Source organism: Pseudomonas sp. PNPG3 (assembly GCF_023093815.1).
Lineage (GTDB): Bacteria > Pseudomonadota > Gammaproteobacteria > Pseudomonadales > Pseudomonadaceae > Aquipseudomonas > Aquipseudomonas asiatica.
In genome coordinates this window covers 32,060-54,785 of sequence record NZ_JALLKV010000024.1, presented here as the reverse complement: position 1 = coordinate 54,785, position 22,726 = coordinate 32,060, and the positions used below count along the sequence as shown (strand labels likewise).

Here is a 22,726-nt window from a genome sequence, read left to right as displayed (position 1 = left end):
GCCCGGCACATGACCGTGACGCTGTCCCCCCTGCAGATCGACTGCGATTTCGACTCCGGCAACATCCAGGTGCTGGATGCCAGCAACCCGGCCCGGGTGCACCTGGCCATCCGCCCGGACACCCACAGCGGCCACTACCAGTGGTTCCACTTCAAGGTCAGCGGGCTGACGCCAGGCCAGGTCCATCGCTTCAGCCTCGACAATGCCTCCGGTTCCTCCTACAAGAACGCCTGGAGCGGCTACAACGCCGTGGCCTCCTACGACCAGCAAACCTGGTTCCGCGTCCCCAGCCAGTTCGACGGCACGGCGCTGTCGTTCGAGATAAAGGCCGAACAGCCGCACATCTGGTTCGCCTACTTCGAGCCCTACCCGCGCGCTCGTCACAACCAGCTGATCGAACGTGCACGGCAACTGCCGGGGGTGGAATTGCTCGCCAGTGGCCGCAGCGTACAGGGTCGCGACATTCCCCTGCTGCGTGCCGGTGATGGTGCCGCAGGCAAGCGCAAGCTTTGGCTGATTGCCCAGCAACACCCGGGCGAACACATGGCCGAATGGTTCATGGAGGGCGTGATCGACCGCTTGCAGGCCAACGACGAGGTGATCCGGCAGTTGCTGGCCAAGGCCGACCTGTACCTGATCCCCAACATGAACCCCGACGGTGCCTTCCTCGGCCACCTGCGCACCAACTTCAAGGGCAAGGACCTGAACCGTGCCTGGCAGGACGCCAGCGTCGAGCTCAGCCCCGAGGTCTTCTTCGCCCAGGCACAGATGAAGCAACACGGCGTGGATGCGTTCATCGACGTGCATGGCGACGAAGAGATTCCCCATGTGTTCACCGCGGCCTGCGAGGGCAACCCGGGCTACACGCCGCGTCTGGCCAAACTGGAGGAGCAGTTCCGCAGCACCCTGTGCAGCCTGACCCGCGACTTCCAGACCGTGCATGGCTATACCCGCGACGAACCGGGGCAAGCCAACACGACGCTGGCCTGCAATGCGGTGGGGATGGCGCATGACTGCCTGTCACTGACCCTGGAAATGCCGTTCAAGGACCATGACGACGCGCCGGATGCCGTCACCGGGTGGTCGGGGGCGCGCTCGAAGGCGTTGGCCGGGGCGGTGCTTGAGACCTTGGCGAAGATGGTTGGCGATTTGCGCTGACTGAAACGGCCCATCGCCGGCAAGTCGGCTCTCACAGGACTGCACATGACTCATGGAATTAGCAGGGCCCCTGTGGGAGCGGCTTTAGCCGCGAACACCGGCGTAGCCGGTGCCATGCACCGCGTTGGATTCTTCGCGGCTAAAGCCGCTCCCACAGGTTACGCGGACCGCCGCTCCCACAAGGTCCCTGCGCTCAGAACTGCACATCCAGAATCACGCTGTCGGTATAGGTCGCAGCCGGGGGTGTAGCCTGGTCGGTGTAGACCTTGGCGTTGTAGTTGAACACCTGGCTACCGGTGCCGGTCCCCGTGCCGGGGTTCACATCGGCATCGGCACTGGCCCGCCGCGCAGCCCCTGTCGAACCCCAGCGCACCGCACCGGCGCCCTTGAAAATGTCATAGGCCAGGTAGTTGTTGGCCGCCGACTTCATCCGCCGTCGACCATTGGCCACGTTCTGCCCGTTATCCAGGCCCACCGTGTAGTTGCTGCCCTTGGTGCACGACACGCTCAGGCTCTGGCTCACCGTGCCGAACCCCGCCACCACCGGCGCGCTGGCGAAGTTGATGCTGGGCGTGGTGATCTGGCAGTCGTTGGTCACCGTCATGCTTACCAGCAGGGTCCTGGTACCGGAGCCCTTGTCTCGCCCTATGCAAAGCCCGCCAACACCAATCCCGTCGCAATAGTCCCAGGTCCACTCGACATCGAGGATTTCCTGATATAGCCCCGCCGATACGTTGCTGCCCACCTGCGTGCGCATGTAGATAGGCACATTCTTCGGTGTACCGTTGAGCAACCCGAGCAAGTCGAGGATGCCGGTGGTCCTGAATTCGAAGGGGGTGCCACGGGTGATCGGATAGTTGGTTGTGGCGTCGGCATAGAGGGTGTAGGGGATCACATCCCCGGTAGGCCCTACCAGGCCGCTGGTGGTGGAGGTGATCTTGATCTTGAAGGAGTCGGTGCTACTGAGCACGCTGATCACCGAACCGTTGCATTGCAGGCCCGAGTTGGTGCTGGAAGCTGTCTGGCCCGTGCCACGTACCTGAGTCGAGTTGAGCGAACCAAACGCCGCCGGCGCAGTCAACACTGACGTGCACTTGGCCCAGGCCGAGCCCGCCCACAACAACAAGGCGCATGCCCACAAACCACGCCAGCAGGCCTTCACTTGCACACCAACGGGCCAATCAACGGGATCGAACCTTGCGACTCAGGCAGGTCGAACGCCACCTGGCAATGCCCGCCCCCCTGCAACTCAACCAGCAGTCGGTTATGCGGCGTCAGGTTCTCCAGATAAACCAGGCCATCCCAACCGACCACCGCCTGGCTGCCACTTTCTGCATGGGTGACACGGCTGCCCAGCTTGAGTACCTGCTGTTCGGCGTCCACCAGTTCGACGCTGGCCGCCAGCACGCGCCTGAGCGGAAACTCCAGCAAGTAGCCGCTGCCCCGGCGCACCGCCACCCGCTGTTCCACTTCCGGCGCGAGGATGTCCGGCGGCAAGCCCATGGGGTCGATCTCGTACTTGCCGCGGTAGTAACCGCTGCTGTACGGCACCAGCAGGTGACCATCGGCATCGGTACGGCCGACCTCCTGGTTTTCATAGCGCACCGGCACGTCGGCGTAACCACTGGTGCTGACTAACACGAAGGCATCGTCGATACGGTTGGCAGCGAACAGCCCGGCATCCATCCAAACCAGCGAGCCACTGGCGTCGGCCCAGCGGGTCATCTCTCCACTGCTGCCATACAAACCGGCCTGCAACTGCACCGACTGCAGGCGCCAGGTGACATCGGCCTGGCGGTAGGCATCGCGCTCGCTACCGGCGGCGTAGCCCAGGTTGTAACCGACACCACCCCCCACCGGCGTCGCGCGGCTGTAGTTGACCCGCTGCAGGGTTTTGCCTTGCTGGCTGCGCTCCATGCCCAGGGCCAGGGTGCCGTGCAGGTCGAACGGGATCACCAGTTGCGCCTGCACTGCCCACTGGCTGTTCCCCACTTCACGGTTGGCCGACAGATAAACGCTGCTGTTGCCCCACAGCGGCCTGCTGTAGCTCAGGTTGATCAGCCGGGTACGTGTGCCGTCGCCGGCGCGCACATCGAAATAGCCGGCGCCGATGTTGCCGTATTCGTTCAGGTTCAGGCTCAGCGTGACCTGCTCGCTGCGCTGGCTCAGCTGTATGTCCCGGCTGTCGACCCGGGTCAGATCGGCATAGTCGCCATGGCGTTGCAGGCGCTGGTAGCTGAAGCCGATGCGCTGGCTGTTGTACTGGTAGCCGAGGGCGACCTGGTGGCCCTTGTCGCCGTCGAACCGGCTCTGCGCCAGCGCCGCATTTAGCACGCCGAAGTTGCCCAGCCGCATGTTGCCACCCAGGCCTCCCAGCATCAGCGATTCGGCGCTTTCGGCATGGGTCTCCAGGGTGAAGACGTCGCTGACCCCGTAGCGCAGGCTGGCCGAAGCAACCCCGGGGCCGTAGGCAAAATCGCGCACCCCGTAGTCACGCCGCAGGCTGCCGGCCGCTACCGAATAATCCGCCAGGCCCTGCTGCAGCAGGCTGCTGGTGACGTAGAACGGCAAGGTGGTCGACACCTGCCGGCCAAGGGCATCGGTGGTGACCACCACCGCCTCCCCGGCGCCGTTGATGAACGGCACGTTGGTCAAGGTGTAGGGACCCGGCTGCAATTCGCTGGTGCTGGATTTGTAGCCATTGATGAACAGGTCCAGCGAGGTCGGTACCGCCGCTTCACCGGAGAACGCCGGCAGCGGATAGGTGACCAGGTCAGGGCGTACAGCGAAATCGCGCGACAACTGCAGGCCACCGACCCGCACCGAGCTGGTCCAGGGCAAGGCCCCGGTTACCAGGTCACCAGCTTCGTAGGTCAGCAGGCGCTGCTCGTCGGTGAAGCGCCAGGTGGTGTCGTAGCGCAAGAAGCCTTGGCGCATATCGTCGGTCGGCGCACCATTGAACGACTGGCGCCACTGCCCGCTGCTGGAGAACGTTCCCCAGCTGTCGAACAGGCGCAGTTCGTTCCAGGCCGCCAGGTAGCTGCCGCCGTCATCGGTGTCGTTCAGGTACAGGTCGTAGTTGAACAACGCGCCGAAACTGCTGCGTGCATCGCTGGCCGGGTACAGGTTGCGGTCGCCCAGTTGCTGGTCGGGCAGCCAGGCCGGCGGCACTTGCAGCAGCAGGCGCTGGTTCTGGCTGTCGTAGTCGGCATGCATCCCCACGATGGCCTCAAGCGCCACCTCGCCCTGGGGGGGGCCCGGCAGCGAAACTCCGGCCGCCCGCAACACCTCGCTATCCAGGTACAACTGCCCGGCACGCTGCTGCACCGGCACCAGCTCAGCCCTGGGCACCTGGTTCACCAGCAACTCGAGGTACAACGTGGCATCGGCGATGGCAGACATCTCCGTGGGTGGTGGCGGCAGGTCGTCGGCCAGCACCAGGCCTGGGCCGACCAGGGCGAGCCCCAGGCAACAACGGTGGGTCAGCCACCTCACACACGGTGTCCAACCATTGCCGGGTTCTCCACGGCCTCTGCGCGGCATTCAGGCGCAGGCTCATTGGCTTTGGCGGATGGCGTCCGCGCTGCTCTGGCCGTTTACCCTCCCCTTCAGCACACTCCCGGCACTCGGTGCCAACGGTGCCGGCCAGCGCATGCTGGCACCCGGCAGCACATAACCCAGCAAGCCATCGGCCAGTGGTTTGCTCTGGCTGCCCTGCTGCACCACCACATCAGTCAGGCGTGCATGCACCGGGCCGGTGTTGCGCAGTTCCACGTACGGCTTGCCCTGCACGGTCACTGCGCGCCAGCTGAGTTGCGGCTTGCCGACGCCCTCGGCATTGCGCTTGCCCTCAGGGCCTGCCTTGCCCCACAGGCCTTCGCCGTAGACGAACAGGGGTACCGAGTAGCGCATCTGCAGGCGGATCGCCGCGGTGGTGCCGGGCTCGGCCTTGTCGACCGGGATGGCGGGCGGGATTTCGTCGATGATGATGCGGTAGGCCTGCTCCTGGCCGACTGGCGAGGGGCCGGTGCGGGTCAGGCGGATCAATTGCTTCTGCCCGGGGGCGACGTTGGCCACCGGCGGGCTGCCAATGATCTCGCGCTGTGCCTGGTACTGTTCCTGGTAGTCACCTTGGCGCCAGGCGAACACCCGCACCTGCAGGTTGGCCGGTGCGGTTCCGCGGTTTTCCAGCCACAGTGCGCCAGCCTTCTGGTCAGCCTCCAATACCGGGTCGATCGGCCAGATCAGCACCGAGGTGGCCGCCCAGGCTGGCAGGCTCGCCAGCCACGATACTCCGATCAATCCTCGCGCCCACTTCGCGCCTGCCCCCATGAAGCTCTCCTTGGATACTGGTCATTAGTGCCGATGCATTCACCAGGTCACCGTCACTTGCACCACATCGGTGTAAGTCCCCGCCGGCATCATGCCGGTCAGCTGAACCCGCCCGTACACCGGCAGCTTGATCGCCGTCGGGTCGGTATAGCTCACGGCCACGCTCTGGCCGATCCCCAGGCTCTGGCTGTACGCCGCGTCCCGGTACAACTGGTAGGCCAGCACCTGCGTGCCGCCCGTGCGTTTGAGGTTGCGTGTGCCACTGGCACTGTTCTGCCCGCCATCCACGCTCATGCTCAAGGCCACGCCCGGGGTGCACTGGAAGGTCACCGTGGTACCGCCCAACGAGGTGCCGAGAGTTCCGGTGGCCAGTGCCGACTGCGAGCCGTAGTCGAGCGTCCCGTAGCTGGTCACGCCGCCCACCACCAGGCACCCGGCGACGATCTGCGCCGTCACCAGGAAGCTGCTGGTGGTCGCCGCATCCAGAGGCGCGGCCAGCAGCACGCCAAGGACGCTCATGCCGCCCGCCAGCCAGCTGCGCATGGTTCAGAACGACAGCTCGACGGACACTGTGTCGGTGTATTCCCCCGCCGGCAGGCCGACCTTGCCGCGCGCCTGGCCATACAGGTTGACGGTCTGGGCCACACCACTGCTGAGCGGCAAGGTGATGGTGCCGTTGATGGCCAACACCTGCGTACGCCCGGCATCGGTGTAGAAGTCGTACGGCACGAAGTTGCCGACGCCATCCGCCAGCGCACGGCTGCCCCCGGCCGACTGGCCATCGTGGGAACCTGCACCCACGCGGATGACTGGTACCGTGCCAGCCGAACAGAGAATGCTGATCGCCTCACCGCCGCCGCCGATTACCTGGCCGTCGGCAGTGTTGAACAAGGCATCGTGAGTGCCGAAGTCCAAGGTACCGAAGTCTGCCCCCGAGGAGGCTGAGCTGCCGTTGACCTGACACGCTGCGGTCAAGGTCAGCGTCGACTCGATAGTCCCGGTGGTGGCGGCCTGCGCCTGGTAAGTCAGCATCAGCCCCAGGCCGGCCAGGATGCAGCGTGAAAGGTTCGTTCGCATCGAAGTCTCCTTGTGTCGTTACCAGTCCAGGGTCACCCTCAGGGTGTCACGGTACAGGCCGGCTGGCAGCGCACGCGGTTGCGCCACTACCACACCGTAGATGGGGATCGGTATCTGCCGGGTACTGCTGATGGTGAAGGCACGCGCCTGGCCGATGCCGTAGCGGCTGTTACCACCTGGGTCGATCGCCAGTTGGTAGGGGATCAGCTCGCGGCCGTTGCTCAGCCGCCGTATGCCGTCACTGCCATTCAGGCCGCCGTTGATGCGCACGTTGAACGCCCGCACCTCGGGCGTGCAACTGATCTGCAGGCTGCCTTCGCCGCTCACATCGTCAACCCGGCTGCGCAGCGGCTGGCGCCAGTTCGGACCGCGCTCGCCGAAGTCCAGCACTCCCGGGTTACCCACCGTTGCCGGTTGCGTCTCGTTGCTGCTGATCTGGCAAGCGGTGCTGATCACCAGCCGCGCCTGGATGAAACCGGTGCTGGTGCCATGCGCGGCTCCACCGGGCACCAGCAATGGGCCCAGGGAAGCAGCAGGATCGAGGTGCGGTTCATGGCGTCGCGTCCTTGAGCATGGTTGCATCCCTACCAGGTGACCGTGATTTTGAGCAGGTCGGCGTACAGGCCGGCAGGCGGTACCCAGGCCAGCTTGTCGATCCGTGCGTACAACGGCAGCTCGACCGAGCCGCTGTCCGGCACCCGCGCCGAATGCGCCACATTCACCGCCAGCGGCTCGCGCCAGGCAGCGTCGCGGTAGAGGCGATAAGGGATGAGCCGGGCCGTGTCATCGTCACTGGCCAGAAAGCGCAACTCGCCGACGCCGCCATGCTGCCCACCATCGACGCGGACCTGATAGGGGGTGTGGGGATTGCATTCCAGGCGTGGCGGGCGCTGGCTCAGCAGCGCGCCGGTGAGCGGCTCACCAGGGCCATCCAGCCGTGCAGCAGCGCCCAGATCGATACGCCCCAGCGCCTGCGCACCAGCATCGCGGGGCTGGTTGATCAGCATGCAGCCACGCTGCACCAGCACCCGCACTTCCACCAGGAAGTCCGCCGCCATTGCGCTGCTGCTCAACATAAGGCCCAACAGGGCGGCCAGGTAGCGGTCCGTCACCTTATTATCCTTGTCGATGTCTGCTGTGCTGAGCGTAGCAGCGACGTGACATCACGGTACTGGCATCGAGCCATTTTTTTGTATTAGCCAAAAAGCGCTACCACCTAAAAAAAAACCACACGACACAGAACGCATCGCCGGCATTCTCCTCAAATGGCCAAGGGCCGTTATCCCGGCGGGTATTCTGTTAAGGTGTATTCCCTTCATCCTGCCTAGACTCATGCGGCATGCATGGACGGACACGACAGGAGCGTTTTCATAGATGATTGCAGACAGCACGCTCACCCAAGCCCTCGAGCGCTGCGCCCAGGAGCCGATCCAGCTGCCTGGCAGCATCCAGCCCCACGGCTTCCTTCTAGTGCTGGACGAAACCGACATGCGGGTACTCCAGGCCAGTGAAAATGTCGAGCAGTGGCTGGGCATACCGGCCAGTGAACTGATAGGTCGCGAGTTCGCCGAACTGGTCAGCGGTGCCTTCGACTTGCGCCTGCACCTGGCCCGCCTGCCGCAGGACGAGGTCTTTCCGTTCCACATCAGCGATGTGCACCTGCGCCAGGACGCTCCATATCCTGGCAACCTGCACCTGCTGGTCCACCGTCACGACCAGGTGCTGATCGCCGAATTCGAACCCCCTCGCCTGCCGGCCGATCTTGTCGGGCAAGGCGACTACTACCCGCTGGTGCGCAGCTTCGTAGGCCGCCTGCACCAGGCCGGCAGCCTCGAGGAACTGCTGCAGCAAGCAGTGCTGCAGCTCAAGCGCATCACCGGCTTTGGCAGGGTCAAGGCCTATCGCTTCGATGCCGAAGGCAACGGCCAGGTGCTGGCCGAGGTGGCCGACCCGGGCTACCCGAGCTATCTGGGCCTGTGTTTCCCCGCTTCGGACATACCGCGCCAGGCGCGCGAGCTGTACCGAATCAACCGCATCCGCGTGATCGAGGACGCCAACTACCAGGCCTCGCCGTTGCTGCCCGCTGCCAACCCACGCACCGGCAAGCCGCTGGACCTGAGCTTTGCCGCGCTGCGCAGCGTGTCGCCAGTGCACCTGCAGTACATGCGCAACATGGGTACCCTGGCATCGATGTCGCTGTCGATCGTGGTCGACGGGAAACTCTGGGGCCTGGTGTCCTGCCACCACGAACAGCCGCGCCCGGTGGACTTGCGCACCCGTACCGCCTGCGAACTGCTGGCCAGTGTGCTGTCGCTGCAGATCGAATCGCGCGAGTCCCACGCCAACACTCGCCAGTTGCTCGAGCTGCGCCAGCACATCGTGCGCATGATCTCGTCCATGGCCGACCATGACAGTGTCGGCGACGGCCTGCGCGACTTGCCCGAAGTACTGCTGGCCTTCGCAGGCGCCCAAGGTGCCGCGGTCATTTCCGCCGAACGTTGCGACCTGATCGGCAAGACCCCTCCGGCCGCGCAGGTAAACGCCCTGGTGCACTGGCTCTCCCAGCGTGGCGAAGAGAGCGTGTTCCACAGCGACAACCTGTGCCGCGACATCGATGAACTGCCCGAGCTCGCGGCCCATGCAGGCGGTGTGCTGGCAGTGGCCATTTCGCAGATCCACTCGCACTACCTGCTGTGGTTCCGTCCCGAGCAGGTGCGCACGGTGAACTGGGCCGGGCAGCCGAACAAACAGGTCGGGCCGCAGGGCAACCTCGACCCGCGGCACAGTTTCGATAGCTGGCAGGAAAAACTGCGCGGCTACTGCGAACCCTGGCACCCGCTGGTCATCGAAGGCGTGCAGGAGCTGCGCACGGCAGTGCTGGGGATTGTCCTGCGCAAGGCCGAGGAACTGGCGCAGCTGGCTGGCGAACTGCGTCGCTCGAACAAGGAGCTCGAAGCGTTTTCCTACAGCGTGTCCCATGACCTGCGCGCCCCCCTGCGCCATATTGCCGGCTACTCCGAACTGCTCGGCGAAATCGAGGGCCAGGGCCTCAGCGAGCGCGGCAGGCGCTTTCTGCAACACATCGAGGAAGCCGCGCATTTTGCCGGAAGCCTGGTCGACAACCTGCTCAACTTCTCGCAAATGGGCCGCTCTGCCCTGCGCCTGTCCGAGGTCGACCTCAACGCCCTGGTCGAGGCCATTCGCAGCGAACTGGCGCCCGACTACCAAAACCGCGAAATTGTCTGGGACATCGCCCAACTGCCCAAGGTGGTCGGTGACCCGGCGTTCATCAACATGGCCTTGCACAACCTGCTGGCCAACGCCATCAAATACACACGTGGGCGCACCCCGGCGCGCATCGGCATCAGCGCCGTGCAACATCCGGGCGAAACCGAGATCTGCATTCGCGACAACGGCGTGGGCTTCGACATGGCCTACGCCAACAAACTGTTCGGCGTGTTCCAGCGCCTGCACCGCATGGAAGACTTCGAAGGCACAGGGATCGGCCTGGCCAGTGTTCGTCGCATCATCGAACGCCATGACGGTCGGGTCTGGGCCCATGGCAAGGTTGGCCAGGGTGCTACCTTCCACTTCACCCTCCCGCGCCACCCCGCGACCACTTGAGGCACCGCTACCATCATGCTCAAACCCATCCTGCTGGTCGAAGACAACCCACGGGACCTGGAGCTGACGCTCCTGGCGCTGGAACGCAGCCAGTTGGCCAACGAGGTCATCGTGCTGCGTGACGGTGCCGAGGCACTCGACTACCTGCTACGGCGCAATACCTATGCCGAACGTGACGATGGCAACCCCGCCGTGTTGCTGCTGGACCTGAAACTGCCAAAGGTCGACGGCCTGGAGGTGCTGAAGGAAGTGCGCGCCACCGCCGAGCTGCGCAGCATCCCGACGGTGATGCTGACGTCCTCGCGCGAGGAGCCCGACCTGCTGCGCGCCTACGAGCTGGGGGTGAACGCGTACGTGGTCAAGCCGGTGGAGTTCAAGGAATTCGTCGCCGCCATTTCCGACCTGGGGGTGTTCTGGGCGGTACTCAACGAACCCCCACCCGGCTCGCTGCGCCTGAACCGGCGTGGCAGCATCTAAGGTGGCCGCGACGATGCAGCCAACGCCGCTGAAACTGCTGATGGTCGAAGACAACTCGATGGACGCCGAGCTGACCCTGATGCGCCTGGAACGTAGCGGGTTGCAGGTGCAGGCGCAGCTTGTGTTCGACCATGCCGGTGTCGAGCAAGCCCTGAGCGAGGCCCACTACGACCTGATCTTGTGCGACTGCGTGCTGCCGGGCTCGTCCGGCACCGATGTGCTGGCCATCGCCCAGCGCCTGGCACCCGACATTCCGTTCATTTTCCTGTCTGGTATCTATGGCGAAGAACATGCGGTGGAAATGATCCGCCTGGGCGCCACCGACTATGTGCTGAAGAAGAACCTGCCGCTACTGCCCAAGGCCGTGCGCCGGGCCCTGACCGAAGTGCAGGAGCGCCAGCGCCGGCGCCGCGCCGAAGAGGCCCTGGCAGACGTCGAGGCACGTGCACGCATTGCCATCGACGCTGCCGGCATGGGCACATGGGACATGCGCCCGCAGGAAGGCCTGTTGTTGTGGGATGACCGCTGCAAGACCCTGTTCGGTCTACCCACCGATACTGAAATGAGCCTCGAGGTGTTTTACGCCGGCATCTACCCCGACGACCTGCCGCAGGTGCGCGAGGCGGTGGAACAGGCCATGTGCCCGGAAGGTGGCGGCCTGTATCGGGTCGAATTCCGCATCGCCCAACCCGACGGCCTGGAACCGCGCTGGTTGCTCAGCAGCGGCCAGAGCCGGTTCGTCAACGACCAGTGCGTGCGCTTTTCCGGGGTGTTGCAGGACATCCACACCCAACGCCTGGCCACCCAGGCACTGCGCCAGCTCAACGAAATGCTGGGGGAAAGGGTCGAGCGCCGCACCCGCGAACGCGACCGTGCCTGGGAGCTGTCGCAAGACTTGCTGGCCGTGCTCAACAAGGACCTGACCCCAGTCGCGCTGAACCCCGCCTGGGAAGCCAGCCTGGGCTTGTCCCGCGAACGTCTGAGCCAGTCGTCCTTGCTGCACCTGCTGCCCGAGCATGACCAGGAACTGATGCTCACCGAACTGGCCGCCCTCGCCCATGGTCGCACCAGCGCCCGCTTTGTCGGGCGTATCCTGGATGCCGGTGGTCTGCAGCGCTGGTTGTCTTGGGTGGTGGTGCCGGAAGACACCCTGCTGTATGTGGTGGCACGCGACATCACCAGCGAGCGCGAGGCCGCCCTGGGCCTGGCCGAAGCCAACGCCCGCCTGCGCGAGCAGATCGCCGAACGCGAACGCATCGAGGCCGCGCTGCAGCAGATGCAGCGCCTGGAAGCGGTCGGCCAGCTGACCGCCGGTGTGGCTCACGACTTCAACAACCTGCTGACGGTAATCCTCACCGGCGCCAGCTTCCTTGAGCGCGACCTGGCCAAAGCCGACCTGGAAAAGGCCAGTGCGCGGCTCAAGCACATCCGCGAAGCCGGCGAGCGCGGCGCCAAGCTGACCTCGCAGTTGCTGGCTTTCTCCCGCCGCCAGCGCCTGGAGCCGGTGGCGCTGAACCTCAACCGCACCCTGGCCGGGCTGGAAGAGTTGCTGCGCCGCACCTTGGGCGGCAATGTCTCGGTGCGCCTGGACCTGGAACCAACCCTGTGGCAGGCCTTGACCGACCCGACCCAGACCGAAATGATCATTCTCAACCTGGCGATCAATGCCCGCGATGCCATGCCCGACGGTGGCCAGCTGACGCTGTCGACCCGCAACACCCGGATCGACGCACGTCCACAGCGCCCGGAAGACCCGGACCCTGGCGAGTACGTGATGCTGAGTATCCGCGATACCGGCTGCGGCATGAGCGAAGAGGTGTTGGCCAAGGTGTTCGAACCGTTCTTCACCACCAAGGATATCGGCAAGGGTTCGGGCCTGGGCCTGGCCCAGGTATTCGGCTTCGCCAAACAGTCCGGGGGTGGCGTGCGCATCGACACCACGCCGGGGCGTGGTACGCAGGTGGCCGTGTATCTGCCGGCAGTCAAGGGTGAAGCCGTCAACGAACCGATGCCGTCGCTGCTCAGCCACTCGACTAGCGAAAGCGGTTGTAATCGCACCGTGCTGCTGGTGGATGACGACCATCTGGTACGCGACATGCTTGGTGATGTGTTGCGCCAGTACGGCTACCAGGTACGCCAGGCGCACAGTGGCGAACAGGCTTTGGCCTTGCTGGATGAGCAGATCGACCTGCTACTGAGCGATTTCGCCATGCCCGAGTTCAACGGTGCGCAACTGGCCCTGGCGGCGCGCGAGCGCTACCCGCACCTGCCGGTGGTGCTTCTTACCGGTTATGCAGAGTTGCAGGGACTGGAGTTGCCGGGCAGCCTGGTGATCCAGAAGCCGGTAAAGGCCGATGAACTGGCCCGCTTGCTGAACGAGATGCTTGGAACGGCCAGGTGACCGAACAGAGCCTTCGGCAAAACCTGTGGAAACGACAAAGCCCAGCGCTTGTATTTCCAAGCACCGGACCGAGATACGTTTGAAGCAAGAAAATGGCAGGGGCGGCTGGATTCGAACCAACGCATGGCAGGATCAAAACCTGCTGCCTTACCGCTTGGCGACGCCCCTGTATCGGATGCAGCATCTGCTGCTCTGACAATTCCAACTGAGTGACAACTGGGTTGTTGTCTTGGAATGCGCGGCACTTTAACAACAAACTTTCGGTCTGTGAACCCCCTGATGAAAAAAAATTACCAAAAAACAGCGAGTTAGTCATTTTCGCGGTTGGCGAGGCGACCATCCGTCGCTTTCCGCCCGCTTGGCTTCAACACAATCGCATTCCTCCCTTCCAATCAGATGAGCCATCTGCATTGACCAAGGAGGACCCCATGCCTGTCTCCCACGATCTTTATCAGGACTTGCACTACCCGCGCGAAATCGTCCAGCAGCGCCGACAGCAGGACAAGGCACTGGACCGTCTGCTGGACGAATACATGGACATCGACAACCAGGTGCTGGCCGCCGAGTCGATTTCGGCGGGCAACTTCGAGGATGAAGACCTGCGCCGCCTTAAAGAACGTCGGCTGGCAGTGAAGTACATGATCGAGCGCCAACTGGAGCAAAAGGCCTGAACTAACCCTGCAACATGGCCAGCGTCAGGGCGTCCGGCTCACCGTCGTAGAACTGCACCAGCGCCAGCTGGAACAACGGGTTGCCGGGCGCGGCCTGGGCGAACAGGGTCAGGCACGAGCGCAGCTTGAGGTAGTCAGGGCTGCCGAGCATTTCACGGGCACTCTTGTCATGGTGCTGCAGCAGCGCAGTCACGCACGCTTGCAGGCGCGGGCCGAGCAGCGGATGAGCCAGGTAGGCACGGGCTTCGTCGATACCGGCCAGCGCATAGCGTTCGGCCATGGCGCTGTGGCCCAGGCCATCGAGCTGGGGAAACACGTACCACATCCAGTGGCTGCGCTTGCGCCCGGCCTGCAGCTCCTGCATCACCTGGTCATACACAGGGTTCTGCGCCTCTACGAAGCGCTGCAGATCAAAGTCGGCGTGCATGCTCGCCCCTCCTCGCACCGGTTCCAGCCTTTACTGTACGCCTGCATGGCGAACCTATCTCGTCAGGCGATGATTGCCGCGCACTTTCTGTATTAGTCAAAATGGCTGCCCTCGGGCAAGCTGCACCCTGCCCTGCCATCGCCCAAGGAGCTTTGCTTTTGCCTGCCTGGATCCCTACCCCGCTACGCCAGCTTGGCCAACGCCTGCGCGGCGCCGCCGCCAACCAGAGCGAATTGCTCGGCTGGTTCGAGGACAAGGCGCACAGCCGCGGTTACCAACTCAGCGACGGCCAACGCTGGGTAATCCACTGCATGGCCGAACAGCTGGCGCAGCTCGAACAAGGCCAGCCACGCAGCCTGTACCTGTACGGTTCGGTGGGCCGTGGCAAGAGTTGGCTGCTCGACGGTTTTTTCCAGGCCGTGCCGGTGCAGGCCAAGCTGCGCCTGCACTTCCATGACTTCTTTGCCCGCCTGCACCAGGGCATGCACCGCCACCGGGCGCTGGATGATGCACTGGGCGCGACCCTCGACGAGCTGGTGGGTGATTGCCAGATGCTGTGCTTCGACGAATTCCATGTGCACGACATTGGCGATGCCATGCTGCTCACGCGGCTGTTCAATGCGTTGTTCAGCCGTGGCGTATTCCTGCTTGTGACGTCCAACTATGCACCCGAAGGGCTGCTGCCCAACCCGCTGTACCACGAGCGCTTCCTGCCGGTGATCCGCCTGATCAACAGCGCGATGGAAGTGCTGGAAGTGGGTGGCGATACCGATTTCCGCAGCCTGCCGGCCAACCGCGAACATCAGCGCTTTACCCGGGGCCACTATGTCTGGCCGGGCAATGCAGCGCAGCGCCAGGCGCTGAATGTGCCCGAGCCGCAGCCGGTGATGCTGGAAGTGAACAAGCGCCCGCTGCGCGCACTGGCGGTGGACGGCCGGCGGGTGGTGCTGGGCTTTGACGACCTGTGCGAAAAGGCCACGGCAGTGATCGACTACCTGGTGCTGGCCGGGCAATTCGATGAGTGGATCATCGATGGGCTGGATGACTTGTCGGAATGTTCCCTGGCGGCGCAGCAGCGCTTCGTCAACCTGGTGGATGTGCTGTATGACCAGGACCGGCAGGTGCTGGTGATCGGCAAGCGGCCACTGGAAGAAAGCCTGGGCGGGCCGCTTGCCGACCTGATGCGTACGCGCAGCCGGTTGGGGCAGCTGCATCAGGTAGGACCCTAGAACTGCTTTGCCCGGGCCGGCCTCTTCGCGGGCACGCCCGCTCCCACAGGTATTGCACAGTTCTGTAGGAGCGGGTTTACCCGCGAAGAGGCCAGCCAGGTCAAACCCTCAGCCAGCCCTGGGCAAATCCGCCAGCACCGCCTCGATCTCCCCCAGCACCGCCGGGTCATCCAGGGTCGAAGGCGGCACATAGTCCTGCCCGTCGGCAATCTTGCGCAGCACCGCCCGCAGAATCTTCCCGGAGCGGGTCTTGGGCAGTCGCTTCACCAACCGCACCCGGTTGAAACATGCCAACGCGCCAATCTCCTCGCGCACGCTGCCCACCAGGTCCACCAGCAACTGCGCCTCGGCAATGCCCTCGCCGTCCTTGAGCACCACCAGCGCCAACGGCACCTGCCCCTTGATCTCGTCATGCACGCCAATCACCGCGCACTCGGCCACTGCCGGGTGGCGTGCCACCAGGTCTTCCATCTCGCCGGTGGACAGCCGGTGCCCGGACACGTTGATCACGTCATCGGTGCGCCCCATGATGTAGACGAAGCCGTCATCGTCCAGGTAGCCACCGTCACCCGTGTGGTAATACCCCGGGTAAGTCCGCAGGTAAGCCTGCAAGTAACGCTCGTGGTCGCCCCAAAGCGTCTGGCTGCACCCGGGCGGCAATGGCAGGGCGATGACGATCGAGCCCTGGTGGTTGGGCCCCAGCAGGTGGCCCTCGTCATCCAGCACGCGCACGTGGTAGCCCGGCACCGCCCGGTTGCTCGACCCCGGCTTCGCCGCGCTGCCTTCCAGCCCTACGCAGGGCGCGGTGACCGGCCAGCCGGTCTCGGTCTGCCACCAATGGTCGTGCACCGGCTTGCCACTGACCCGCTCCAGCCACTCGTGGGTGCTGGAATCCAGTTTCTCGCCAGCCAGGAACAACTGGCGCAGCGAGCTCAGGTCGTGCTTGCGGATCAGCTCGCCCTCAGGGTCTTCCTTGCGGATGGCGCGCATGGCCGTGGGCGCGCAGAACAATGCATTGACCTTGTATTGCTCCACCACCCGCCAGTAGGCCGAGGCATCCGGGGTGCGGATCGGCTTGCCTTCGTAGAACACCGTGGTGCAGCCGCTCATCAGCGGCCCATAGACGATCAGCGAATGGCCAACCACCCAGCCCACGTCGGATATGCCCCACCACACATCGCCGGCCTGCATGCCGTAGATATGGCGCATGGCGAAGCACAGCGCGACGGCATTGCCGCCGTTTTCCCGCACGATGCCCTTGGGTTTGCCGGTGGTGCCAGAGGTGTACATGATGTAAAGCGGATCACCCGCATCCAGTTCCACCGGTGGCACCGGCTCGGCTTTGGCCAATGCCGCCTGCCAGTCCAGGTCGCGGCCTGGCTGCAGCTGGGCACGCGCCTGCGGGCGCTGCAGCACCAGCACGTTGCGCGGCTGGTGGCGGGCCAGTTGCAGGGCACGATCGACCAGCGGCTTGTATTCGATTACCCGGTCGAACTCCAGCCCGCAGGACGCCGTCAGCAGCAGCGTCGGCCGGGCATCGTCGATGCGCAAGGCCAGCTCGTTGGCGGCAAAGCCACCGAACACCACCGAGTGCACTGCGCCAATCCGCGCACAGGCCAGCATGGCCATGGCCGCCTGCGGCACCATGGGCATGTAGATGATCACGCCATCGCCCTTGTTCACCCCCAACTGGCGTAACAAACCGGCCAGGCGCGCCACCTCGTCACGCAGTTGGTGGTAGGTGTAGGCCTGTTGCACACCGGTCACCGGCGAGTCGTAAATCAGCGCCAGCTGCTCGCCACGGCCCTGCTCGATCTGGTGATCGAGGGCCAGGTAGCAGCTGTTCAGGCGGCCATCGGCAAACCAGCGGTGGGTACCGTCGGCATTTTCTTGCAGCGTGAGGGCCGGCTTGCGGTGCCAGGCCAGGTGCGCGGCCTGCTCCGCCCAGAAAGCGGCAGGGTCGGAAATGGAATGGGCGTAGCTGTGCTGGTAGCTCATATCGAAAGAAACCCGGTACTTGTTGTTATTGAAGGGCGAAACTTGAGTATGGACCGCTACACCCGCGCCGCCATGGGACTAAAGTCACAACCGACCTGCAAATTTGCAGACAACGCAAAAACGCCCCATAACGGTGCAAAGCCTCTAGAATAGGCCACCCCTTCAGCCACCGAGCAGCTCATGGACATCGATCAGGCCCGTACCTTTCTGGAAATCGTGCGTTGCGGCAGCCTGGTCGCCGCCGCCGAACGCCTGTTCGTGTCACAGACGGCGATCACCGCGCGGGTGCAGCGCCTGGAGCAGCAACTGGGCTGCCAGCTGTTCGTGCGCAGCCGCAACGGCGCCAGCCTGACCAGCGACGGCGAGGCATTCGTCAGTTATGCCAACCAGATGGTGCAAACCTGGGAAGCGGCGCGCCGCGACCTCCCGCTGCCCCAAGGCTGCCAGCAAGTGCTGCACGTGGGCGCTGAGGTGAGCCTGGGCAACCCGATGCTGCTCGACTGGGTCAGTGCCCTGCACCGCGAGCTGCCCAGCCATGCCATCCGCAGCGAGGTGAGCGACGGTGAATCGCTGCTGCGCAAGGTCGAGATGGGCCTGCTGGATGCCGCGCTGGTCTACCAGCCGACCTACGGCCCGGGCCTGCAGGTGGAGCAGTTGATGGAGGAAAAGCTGATCCGTGTGCGCCGGGTCGACCAGCCAGACCCGTACATCTATATCGACTGGGGCGAAGCCTTCCGTCGCCAGCACGATGCCGCCCTGCCCGACTGCGCGCGCCCGGCGCTGAGCTTCAACCTGGGCCCGCTGGCCTTGCAGTTCATACTCGACCAGGGCGGCAGTGGCTACTTCCGCACGCGGGTAGTGCAGGCCTATCTGGACAGCGGGGTGTTCGAGCGGGTACCGCAGGCGCCGGAATTCACCTACCCGACCTTCCTGGTGTACCCGCGCAAACGCGACAGCGAAGCCCTGCAACAGGCCTTCGCCATCCTGCGCCGGCTGGTGGCCGCCGGCGCCAGCGACTGGTCACAACGCTGGGACCCGCTTATCTGAAGCCTCGGCCTCGCTAAGCAACTGGCGCTTGAGGCCGGCGATCAGGTCGGTCTGGGTGATCACCCCCACCAACTGGTCGGCATCGAGCACCGGCAGGCAATGCAGGCCCTGTTCGCACAGCAGTGGCAGCAAGCGCTCCAGAGGGTGCTGGCTGCTGACACTGATTACCCGGCGGCTCATCACCTGCTCCATGCGCACCGTCTTGCGGCCGAACAACCCACGCCAACTGAAGCGGCCACGCTGCATGGCCGGGCCGACCAGATCGCTGAGGCTGACTACTCCCACCAGCTTGCCCTGCTGCAGCACCGGCAGGGTTTTGAGGTGGTGGCTGGCCAGCAGTTTCCAGGCCTGCTCCAGGGTGGTGTCGGGCGTGGCGAACTGCACGTCGCGGGACATCACCGAGGCCGCGGTGATGCCGCCGAGGCTGCGCTGCAGGGCGTGTTGCTCGGTGGCCAGGATGATGCGCTCCAGTTCGTCACGGGTGACATCGACGAACTCGCCCAGTTCTTCCAGAGCCTGGTCCAGGTCTTCCCCACGGATGCCGACCCGCTCGCTGGGCAGCGGGTCATGGGTGTGGTGCAGGTCCTTGCGCGGCACCGCGCCTTTCGGGTAGCGCACGCCGGTGACGCGGTTGTAGAGGATCGCCACCGCTACCAGGATCAGCGCGTTGAGCAGCACCGGCTCCAGCAGGTGGTCGCCCATGGCGGTAAGCCCTGGATCGGCCAGCACCGCGCTCACCGCCACCCCGCCGCCTGGCGGGTGCAGGCAGCGCAGCAGGCACATCACCAGAATCGAGATACCCAGGGCGGCAGCGGCAACCCACAGCTGCGGGCCGAAGCCCTGGCGCATGGCCAGGCCGACCGCGCCGGCCAGGGCGTAGCTGCCCAGCACCGGCCAGGGCTGGGCCAACGGGCCGGAGTGCACGGCGAACACCAGCACGGCCGAAGCCGCCAGCGGGCCGAGCAGGTGCAAGGCAATGCTGGGGCCGTACGCCATGCTGGTCAGCCAGCCGGCGAGGAAAAGGCCGAACAACGCGCCGATACCGGCACGCAACCATTCTTTAGGGGGAATATTCAGGGGCGCTGGCAACAGCCGCTGCAAACGACTTTCGAAACGCGAGGCAGGCATGTAGGTAATCGGAATCTGTAGTTTTTCTGGTTAAAAAGAAAGCCCAGCCGAGGTGGCCTGGGCCTCGTATTGCGGTTGCAATAGCACAAGGGGCTCCGTCCGTGGAGAGATGGAAACCACAGGGTTTCGTGGGGGAATTTTGCCGGGTGGGGTGAGATTGGGCTAATTCAAAAAAATGCGGCTGTACTGCAATTTTTTTGCAGTGGTGATATGGCCAGCAAATTCCCCAAGCGCGCCGCGCAACTTGTGGGAGCGGGTTCACCCGCGAAGAATGCGACACGGTGCATGGCACCGGCTTCGCCGGTGTTCGCGGGTAAACCCGCTCCCACAGGGCCCTGGTATTACCGAGCCTTGCGCGGCAAGTCTATGCTCACCCGCAGCCCGCCCAACGGGCTATCCAGCAGCGCCAGGCGCCCGCCCCAGGCCTCGACGATATCGCGCACGATGCCCAACCCCAGCCCGTGCCCGTCTACCTGCTCGTCCAGCCGCGAACCGCGCTCCAGCACCTGCTGCCGCTGGCCCTCGGGGATACCGGGGCCATCATCATCGACCCACACCTGGTAGCCATCGGCACTCGGCGCGATACCCAGCCGCACCTCGCTGTCGGCCCACTTGCAGGCGTTGTCCAGCAGGTTGCCGAGCAGTTCCAGGAAGTCCTCGCGGTCCCACGGCAGCAGCAGCCCGGGCGGCACATCCCTGGCCAGCAGCAGGCCCTCGCCATGGATCATGCCCAGCGTCCCCAGCAACCCCGGCAGTTCGACGTCGCAGTCGAACTGCGCGCCAGGCAGCGCATCCCCCGCCAGGCGCGCACGGTTCAGCTCACGCGCCAGGCGCTGCTGAATCTGCTCCAGTTGCTCGCGCATCTGCGCGCGAACATCCGGCAGGTCTTTCAGGCGCTCGCTGGAGGCCAGGCTCAGCAACACCGCCAGCGGCGTCTTCAATGCATGGCCCAGGTTGCCCAGGGCATTGCGCGAGCGGCGCAGGCTGTCTTCGGTATGGCTCAGCAGGTGGTTGATCTGCCCCACCAGCGGCGCCAGTTCGCTGGGCACTTCGGCATCCAGCTGCGAGCGCTGGCCCTGCTGCAACTGGGCGATCTGCTGGCGCGCCCGCTCCAGTGGCCGCAGCGAGCGGGTCACGGTGATGCGCTGCAACACCAGCACCAGGATCAGCGCCACCAGGCCCATGCCCAGGCCGATCTGCTGCAGGCGCCGGAAACCTTCGCGTACCGGTGAATAATCCTGTGCCACGCTGATCGAGATGTCCTGGCCCAGGCGCCGGTAGTCAGCACGCAGGGCAAGCAGTTGCTGGCCTTCCGGGCCGAGTTCGTGGCTGTCGGAAAGGCCCGGCGCGGCGGGCTTGGGCATGTCCAGATCCCACAGCGACCGGGAACGCCAGGTGCCTTTATCGAAATCGATGCGGAAGTAATAGCCGGAAAACGGCCGCTGGTAGGCGGCCGAGATACGCCGCTCATCCAGCTGCAGACCCGAAGGCCCGCGCACCAGGGCCACCAACAGGTTTTCGCTTTCCTTGCGCAGGCCATTCTCCAGGTAGCGCTGCAGGCCGACCTCGAACAACCACAGGGTCAGCTGCGCCAGCACCAGGCCGACCACCACCAGCACCGCCACCAGGCCCAGGCTCAGGCGCGCCTGGATCGACTTCACGCGGCGCTCCCGGCGTAGATGTAGCCCTGCCCGCGGCGGGTCTCGATGACGCTGCGGCCCAGCTTGCGTCGCAAGTGGTTGACGTGCACTTCCAGCACGTTGGAGTCGCGCTCGGTTTCACCGTCGTAGAGGTGCTCGGCCAGGTGGCTCTTGGACAGGATCTGCTGCGGATGCAGCATGAAGTAGCGCAGCAGGCGGAACTCGGCGGCGGTCAGCTGGATATCCACGCCGTCACGGTTCACGCACTGCCGGCTTTCGTCCAGGTGCAGGCCGGCCGCTTCCAGCGTTGGCTGGTTGGCCAGGCCACGGGCACGGCGCAACAACGCCTGGATGCGCAGCTGCAGTTCTTCGGGGTGGAAGGGTTTGCTCAGGTAGTCATCCGCCCCGGCCTTCAGCCCTTCGATACGCTCGGCCCACGAGCCACGGGCAGTAAGGATCAACACCGGCGTGGCCAGGCCGGCGGCACGCCACTGGGCCAGCACTTCCAGGCCCGGCAGGCCCGGCAGGCCAAGGTCCAGGATGATCAGGTCGTAGGGTTCGCTCTGGCCCTGATACACCGCGTCGCGGCCATCGGCCAGCCAATCCACGGCGTAGCCCTGGCGCTGCAGGCCTGCGGTAAGTTCATCGGCCAACGGTACATTGTCCTCGACAAGCAACAGGCGCATTCAGTCGTCTTCCTCGTCTTTTAGCAGGGCACCGCTGCTGGCATCGAGTTTGATCTCGCGCACCACGCCTTCAGCTGTCAGCAACTCGACTTCGTATTCGTAGCGATTGTCGTCTTCTTCCAGCTCGGCCTCCAGCAGGCGCGCCCCGGGGTGACGCCCCAGGGCGGTCTCCAACAGATGCTCGAGCGGCAGGATGATGCCCTTCTGGCGCAGTTCCAGGGCTTCGTCCTGATCAAGGTCACGGGCAACGGCCAGGGAACAGACGGCCAGCAGCGCCAGCGCGAAGTAGCGCGCCGGCCGCAGTAGGTGGATCATCAGTTGTCCCGCTCGTCCTTCAGCACTTCACCGGTCTTGGCGTCCAGCGCCACGTCCCATTCGACGTTCTGCGTGTCGCGCAGCTCGACCTTGTAGACGTAGCGACCGTACTCATCTTCAAGTTCCGAGTCGGTGACGGTGGCACCCGGGTGCTTGGCCACGGCGGCGGCCTTGAGTTCGTCCAGCGACTTGACGGTCTTGGCATTGACCAGCTTGACCACTTCGTCGGGCTGCACATCCTTGGCGATGGCGGAATGGGCGCCCAGGGCAAGGGCGGCGGCTACGGTGAACAGGGCAGTCATGCGTTTCATCGTTCTTCTCTCCTGAGAACTGTGCAAGTTGTCTACGGGGTTAAGATTAACCACCGGTCCTTAATTCAACCTGAAAACAACTGGCGCCATGATAGCGCAGGTCAGGCTGCTGTCTCGCGATCACCGAATCCTGCGCGGTCCCTGTGGGAGCGGGCTTGCCCGCGAACACCGGCGCAGCCGGTGCCATACACCATGTTGCATGCTT

General features: G+C 64.7%; 20 protein-coding genes, 1 tRNA gene and 1 pseudogene. 7 read left to right on the top strand and 15 right to left on the bottom strand.

Features of this window, described 5'->3' with window-relative positions:
• Positions 1-9: 9 nt before the first annotated feature.
• Entirely contained in the window at positions 10-1,158 is a 1,149-nt protein-coding gene (locus tag MJ643_RS17025) for a M14-type cytosolic carboxypeptidase (protein WP_024086645.1), read from the top strand.
• 193 nt (positions 1,159-1,351) lie between these two features.
• Here the strand turns inward: MJ643_RS17025 and MJ643_RS17020 are convergent, their stop codons facing one another.
• The 7 genes and pseudogenes from MJ643_RS17020 to MJ643_RS16990 form a co-directional block, all read right to left on the bottom strand.
• Positions 1,352-2,320, bottom strand: coding sequence for a spore coat U domain-containing protein (locus MJ643_RS17020; RefSeq protein ID WP_247726967.1), 969 nt, complete (start codon positions 2,318-2,320; stop codon positions 1,352-1,354).
• Positions 2,317-4,614: a fimbria/pilus outer membrane usher protein gene (locus MJ643_RS17015; protein ID WP_196184771.1), complete on the bottom strand. Its 2,298-nt coding sequence runs from the start codon at positions 4,612-4,614 to the stop codon at positions 2,317-2,319. Before MJ643_RS17015 ends, MJ643_RS17020 begins: the two co-directional genes overlap by 4 nt.
• Before the next feature lie 99 nt (positions 4,615-4,713).
• Positions 4,714-5,490, bottom strand: coding sequence for a molecular chaperone (locus tag MJ643_RS17010; RefSeq protein WP_196184768.1), 777 nt, complete (start codon positions 5,488-5,490; stop codon positions 4,714-4,716).
• 39 nt (positions 5,491-5,529) lie between these two features.
• Positions 5,530-6,033 (bottom strand): spore coat U domain-containing protein, encoded by a 504-nt coding sequence (locus MJ643_RS17005; protein WP_013971931.1) that lies wholly within the window; start codon positions 6,031-6,033, stop codon positions 5,530-5,532.
• Between the two features lie 3 nt (positions 6,034-6,036).
• Positions 6,037-6,567 carry a spore coat U domain-containing protein gene (locus MJ643_RS17000; protein WP_196184767.1) on the bottom strand — a complete coding sequence of 177 codons (531 nt, stop codon included), beginning with the start codon at positions 6,565-6,567 and terminating at the stop codon, positions 6,037-6,039.
• 18 nt (positions 6,568-6,585) lie between these two features.
• A pseudogene (locus tag MJ643_RS16995) lies at positions 6,586-7,121 on the bottom strand (spore coat U domain-containing protein).
• 30 nt (positions 7,122-7,151) lie between these two features.
• Positions 7,152-7,679 (bottom strand): spore coat U domain-containing protein, encoded by a 528-nt coding sequence (locus MJ643_RS16990; RefSeq protein WP_196184765.1) that lies wholly within the window; start codon positions 7,677-7,679, stop codon positions 7,152-7,154.
• A 262-nt stretch (positions 7,680-7,941) separates the two neighbouring features.
• On the opposite strand from MJ643_RS16990, the gene MJ643_RS16985 reads away from it, so the two are divergent.
• The 3 genes from MJ643_RS16985 to MJ643_RS16975 are packed head-to-tail and all read left to right on the top strand — an operon-like array spanning position 7,942 to position 13,069.
• Positions 7,942-10,191, top strand: a complete 2,250-nt coding sequence (locus MJ643_RS16985) for an ATP-binding protein (protein ID WP_196184764.1) — start codon at positions 7,942-7,944, stop codon at positions 10,189-10,191.
• Positions 10,192-10,206: 15 nt separating this feature from the next.
• The gene (locus MJ643_RS16980; RefSeq protein ID WP_013971927.1) at positions 10,207-10,668 is read left to right on the top strand and encodes a response regulator; all 462 of its coding nucleotides are present in this window, start codon (positions 10,207-10,209) and stop codon (positions 10,666-10,668) included.
• 13 nt (positions 10,669-10,681) lie between these two features.
• A complete protein-coding gene (locus MJ643_RS16975) occupies positions 10,682-13,069 on the top strand; it encodes a hybrid sensor histidine kinase/response regulator (protein WP_013971926.1) in 2,388 nt (795 codons plus the stop codon).
• Between the two features lie 93 nt (positions 13,070-13,162).
• Here MJ643_RS16975 and MJ643_RS16970 read toward each other — a convergent pair.
• Positions 13,163-13,237, bottom strand: a tRNA-Gln gene (locus tag MJ643_RS16970).
• A gap of 260 nt (positions 13,238-13,497) precedes the next feature.
• On the opposite strand from MJ643_RS16970, the gene MJ643_RS16965 reads away from it, so the two are divergent.
• The gene (locus MJ643_RS16965; protein WP_013971925.1) at positions 13,498-13,740 is read left to right on the top strand and encodes a DUF465 domain-containing protein; all 243 of its coding nucleotides are present in this window, start codon (positions 13,498-13,500) and stop codon (positions 13,738-13,740) included.
• 1 nt (position 13,741) lies between these two features.
• Here the strand turns inward: MJ643_RS16965 and MJ643_RS16960 are convergent, their stop codons facing one another.
• Complete coding sequence (locus MJ643_RS16960) at positions 13,742-14,167, bottom strand: DUF1810 domain-containing protein (RefSeq protein ID WP_003256418.1); 426 nt, start codon at positions 14,165-14,167, stop codon at positions 13,742-13,744.
• Positions 14,168-14,325: 158 nt separating this feature from the next.
• Here MJ643_RS16960 and zapE point away from each other — a divergent pair, with 158 nt between their 5' ends.
• Positions 14,326-15,396, top strand: a complete 1,071-nt coding sequence (gene zapE / locus MJ643_RS16955) for a cell division protein ZapE (protein ID WP_047932627.1) — start codon at positions 14,326-14,328, stop codon at positions 15,394-15,396.
• Positions 15,397-15,504: 108 nt separating this feature from the next.
• Here the strand turns inward: zapE and MJ643_RS16950 are convergent, their stop codons facing one another.
• A complete protein-coding gene (locus MJ643_RS16950; RefSeq protein ID WP_013971923.1) occupies positions 15,505-17,394 on the bottom strand; it encodes a propionyl-CoA synthetase in 1,890 nt (629 codons plus the stop codon).
• A 180-nt stretch (positions 17,395-17,574) separates the two neighbouring features.
• Between MJ643_RS16950 and MJ643_RS16945 the strand changes: the two genes are divergently transcribed.
• Positions 17,575-18,441, top strand: a complete 867-nt coding sequence (locus tag MJ643_RS16945; RefSeq protein ID WP_047932629.1) for a LysR family transcriptional regulator — start codon at positions 17,575-17,577, stop codon at positions 18,439-18,441.
• On the opposite strand, the gene MJ643_RS16940 is transcribed toward MJ643_RS16945, so the two are convergent.
• From MJ643_RS16940 to MJ643_RS16920, 5 genes are all read right to left on the bottom strand, one after another.
• Positions 18,415-19,569: an HPP family protein gene (locus MJ643_RS16940; RefSeq protein WP_013971921.1), complete on the bottom strand. Its 1,155-nt coding sequence runs from the start codon at positions 19,567-19,569 to the stop codon at positions 18,415-18,417. The two genes, MJ643_RS16945 and MJ643_RS16940, sit on opposite strands and share 27 nt — an antisense overlap.
• Positions 19,570-19,910: 341 nt before the next feature.
• The gene (locus MJ643_RS16935) at positions 19,911-21,230 is read right to left on the bottom strand and encodes a sensor histidine kinase (RefSeq protein WP_013971920.1); all 1,320 of its coding nucleotides are present in this window, start codon (positions 21,228-21,230) and stop codon (positions 19,911-19,913) included.
• Positions 21,227-21,895, bottom strand: coding sequence for a response regulator transcription factor (locus MJ643_RS16930; protein WP_013971919.1), 669 nt, complete (start codon positions 21,893-21,895; stop codon positions 21,227-21,229). Before MJ643_RS16930 ends, MJ643_RS16935 begins: the two co-directional genes overlap by 4 nt.
• Positions 21,896-22,210, bottom strand: a complete 315-nt coding sequence (locus MJ643_RS16925; protein WP_013971918.1) for a PepSY domain-containing protein — start codon at positions 22,208-22,210, stop codon at positions 21,896-21,898.
• Positions 22,210-22,521, bottom strand: coding sequence for a PepSY domain-containing protein (locus MJ643_RS16920; protein ID WP_003256549.1), 312 nt, complete (start codon positions 22,519-22,521; stop codon positions 22,210-22,212). Before MJ643_RS16920 ends, MJ643_RS16925 begins: the two co-directional genes overlap by 1 nt.
• Positions 22,522-22,726: the final 205 nt, after the last annotated feature.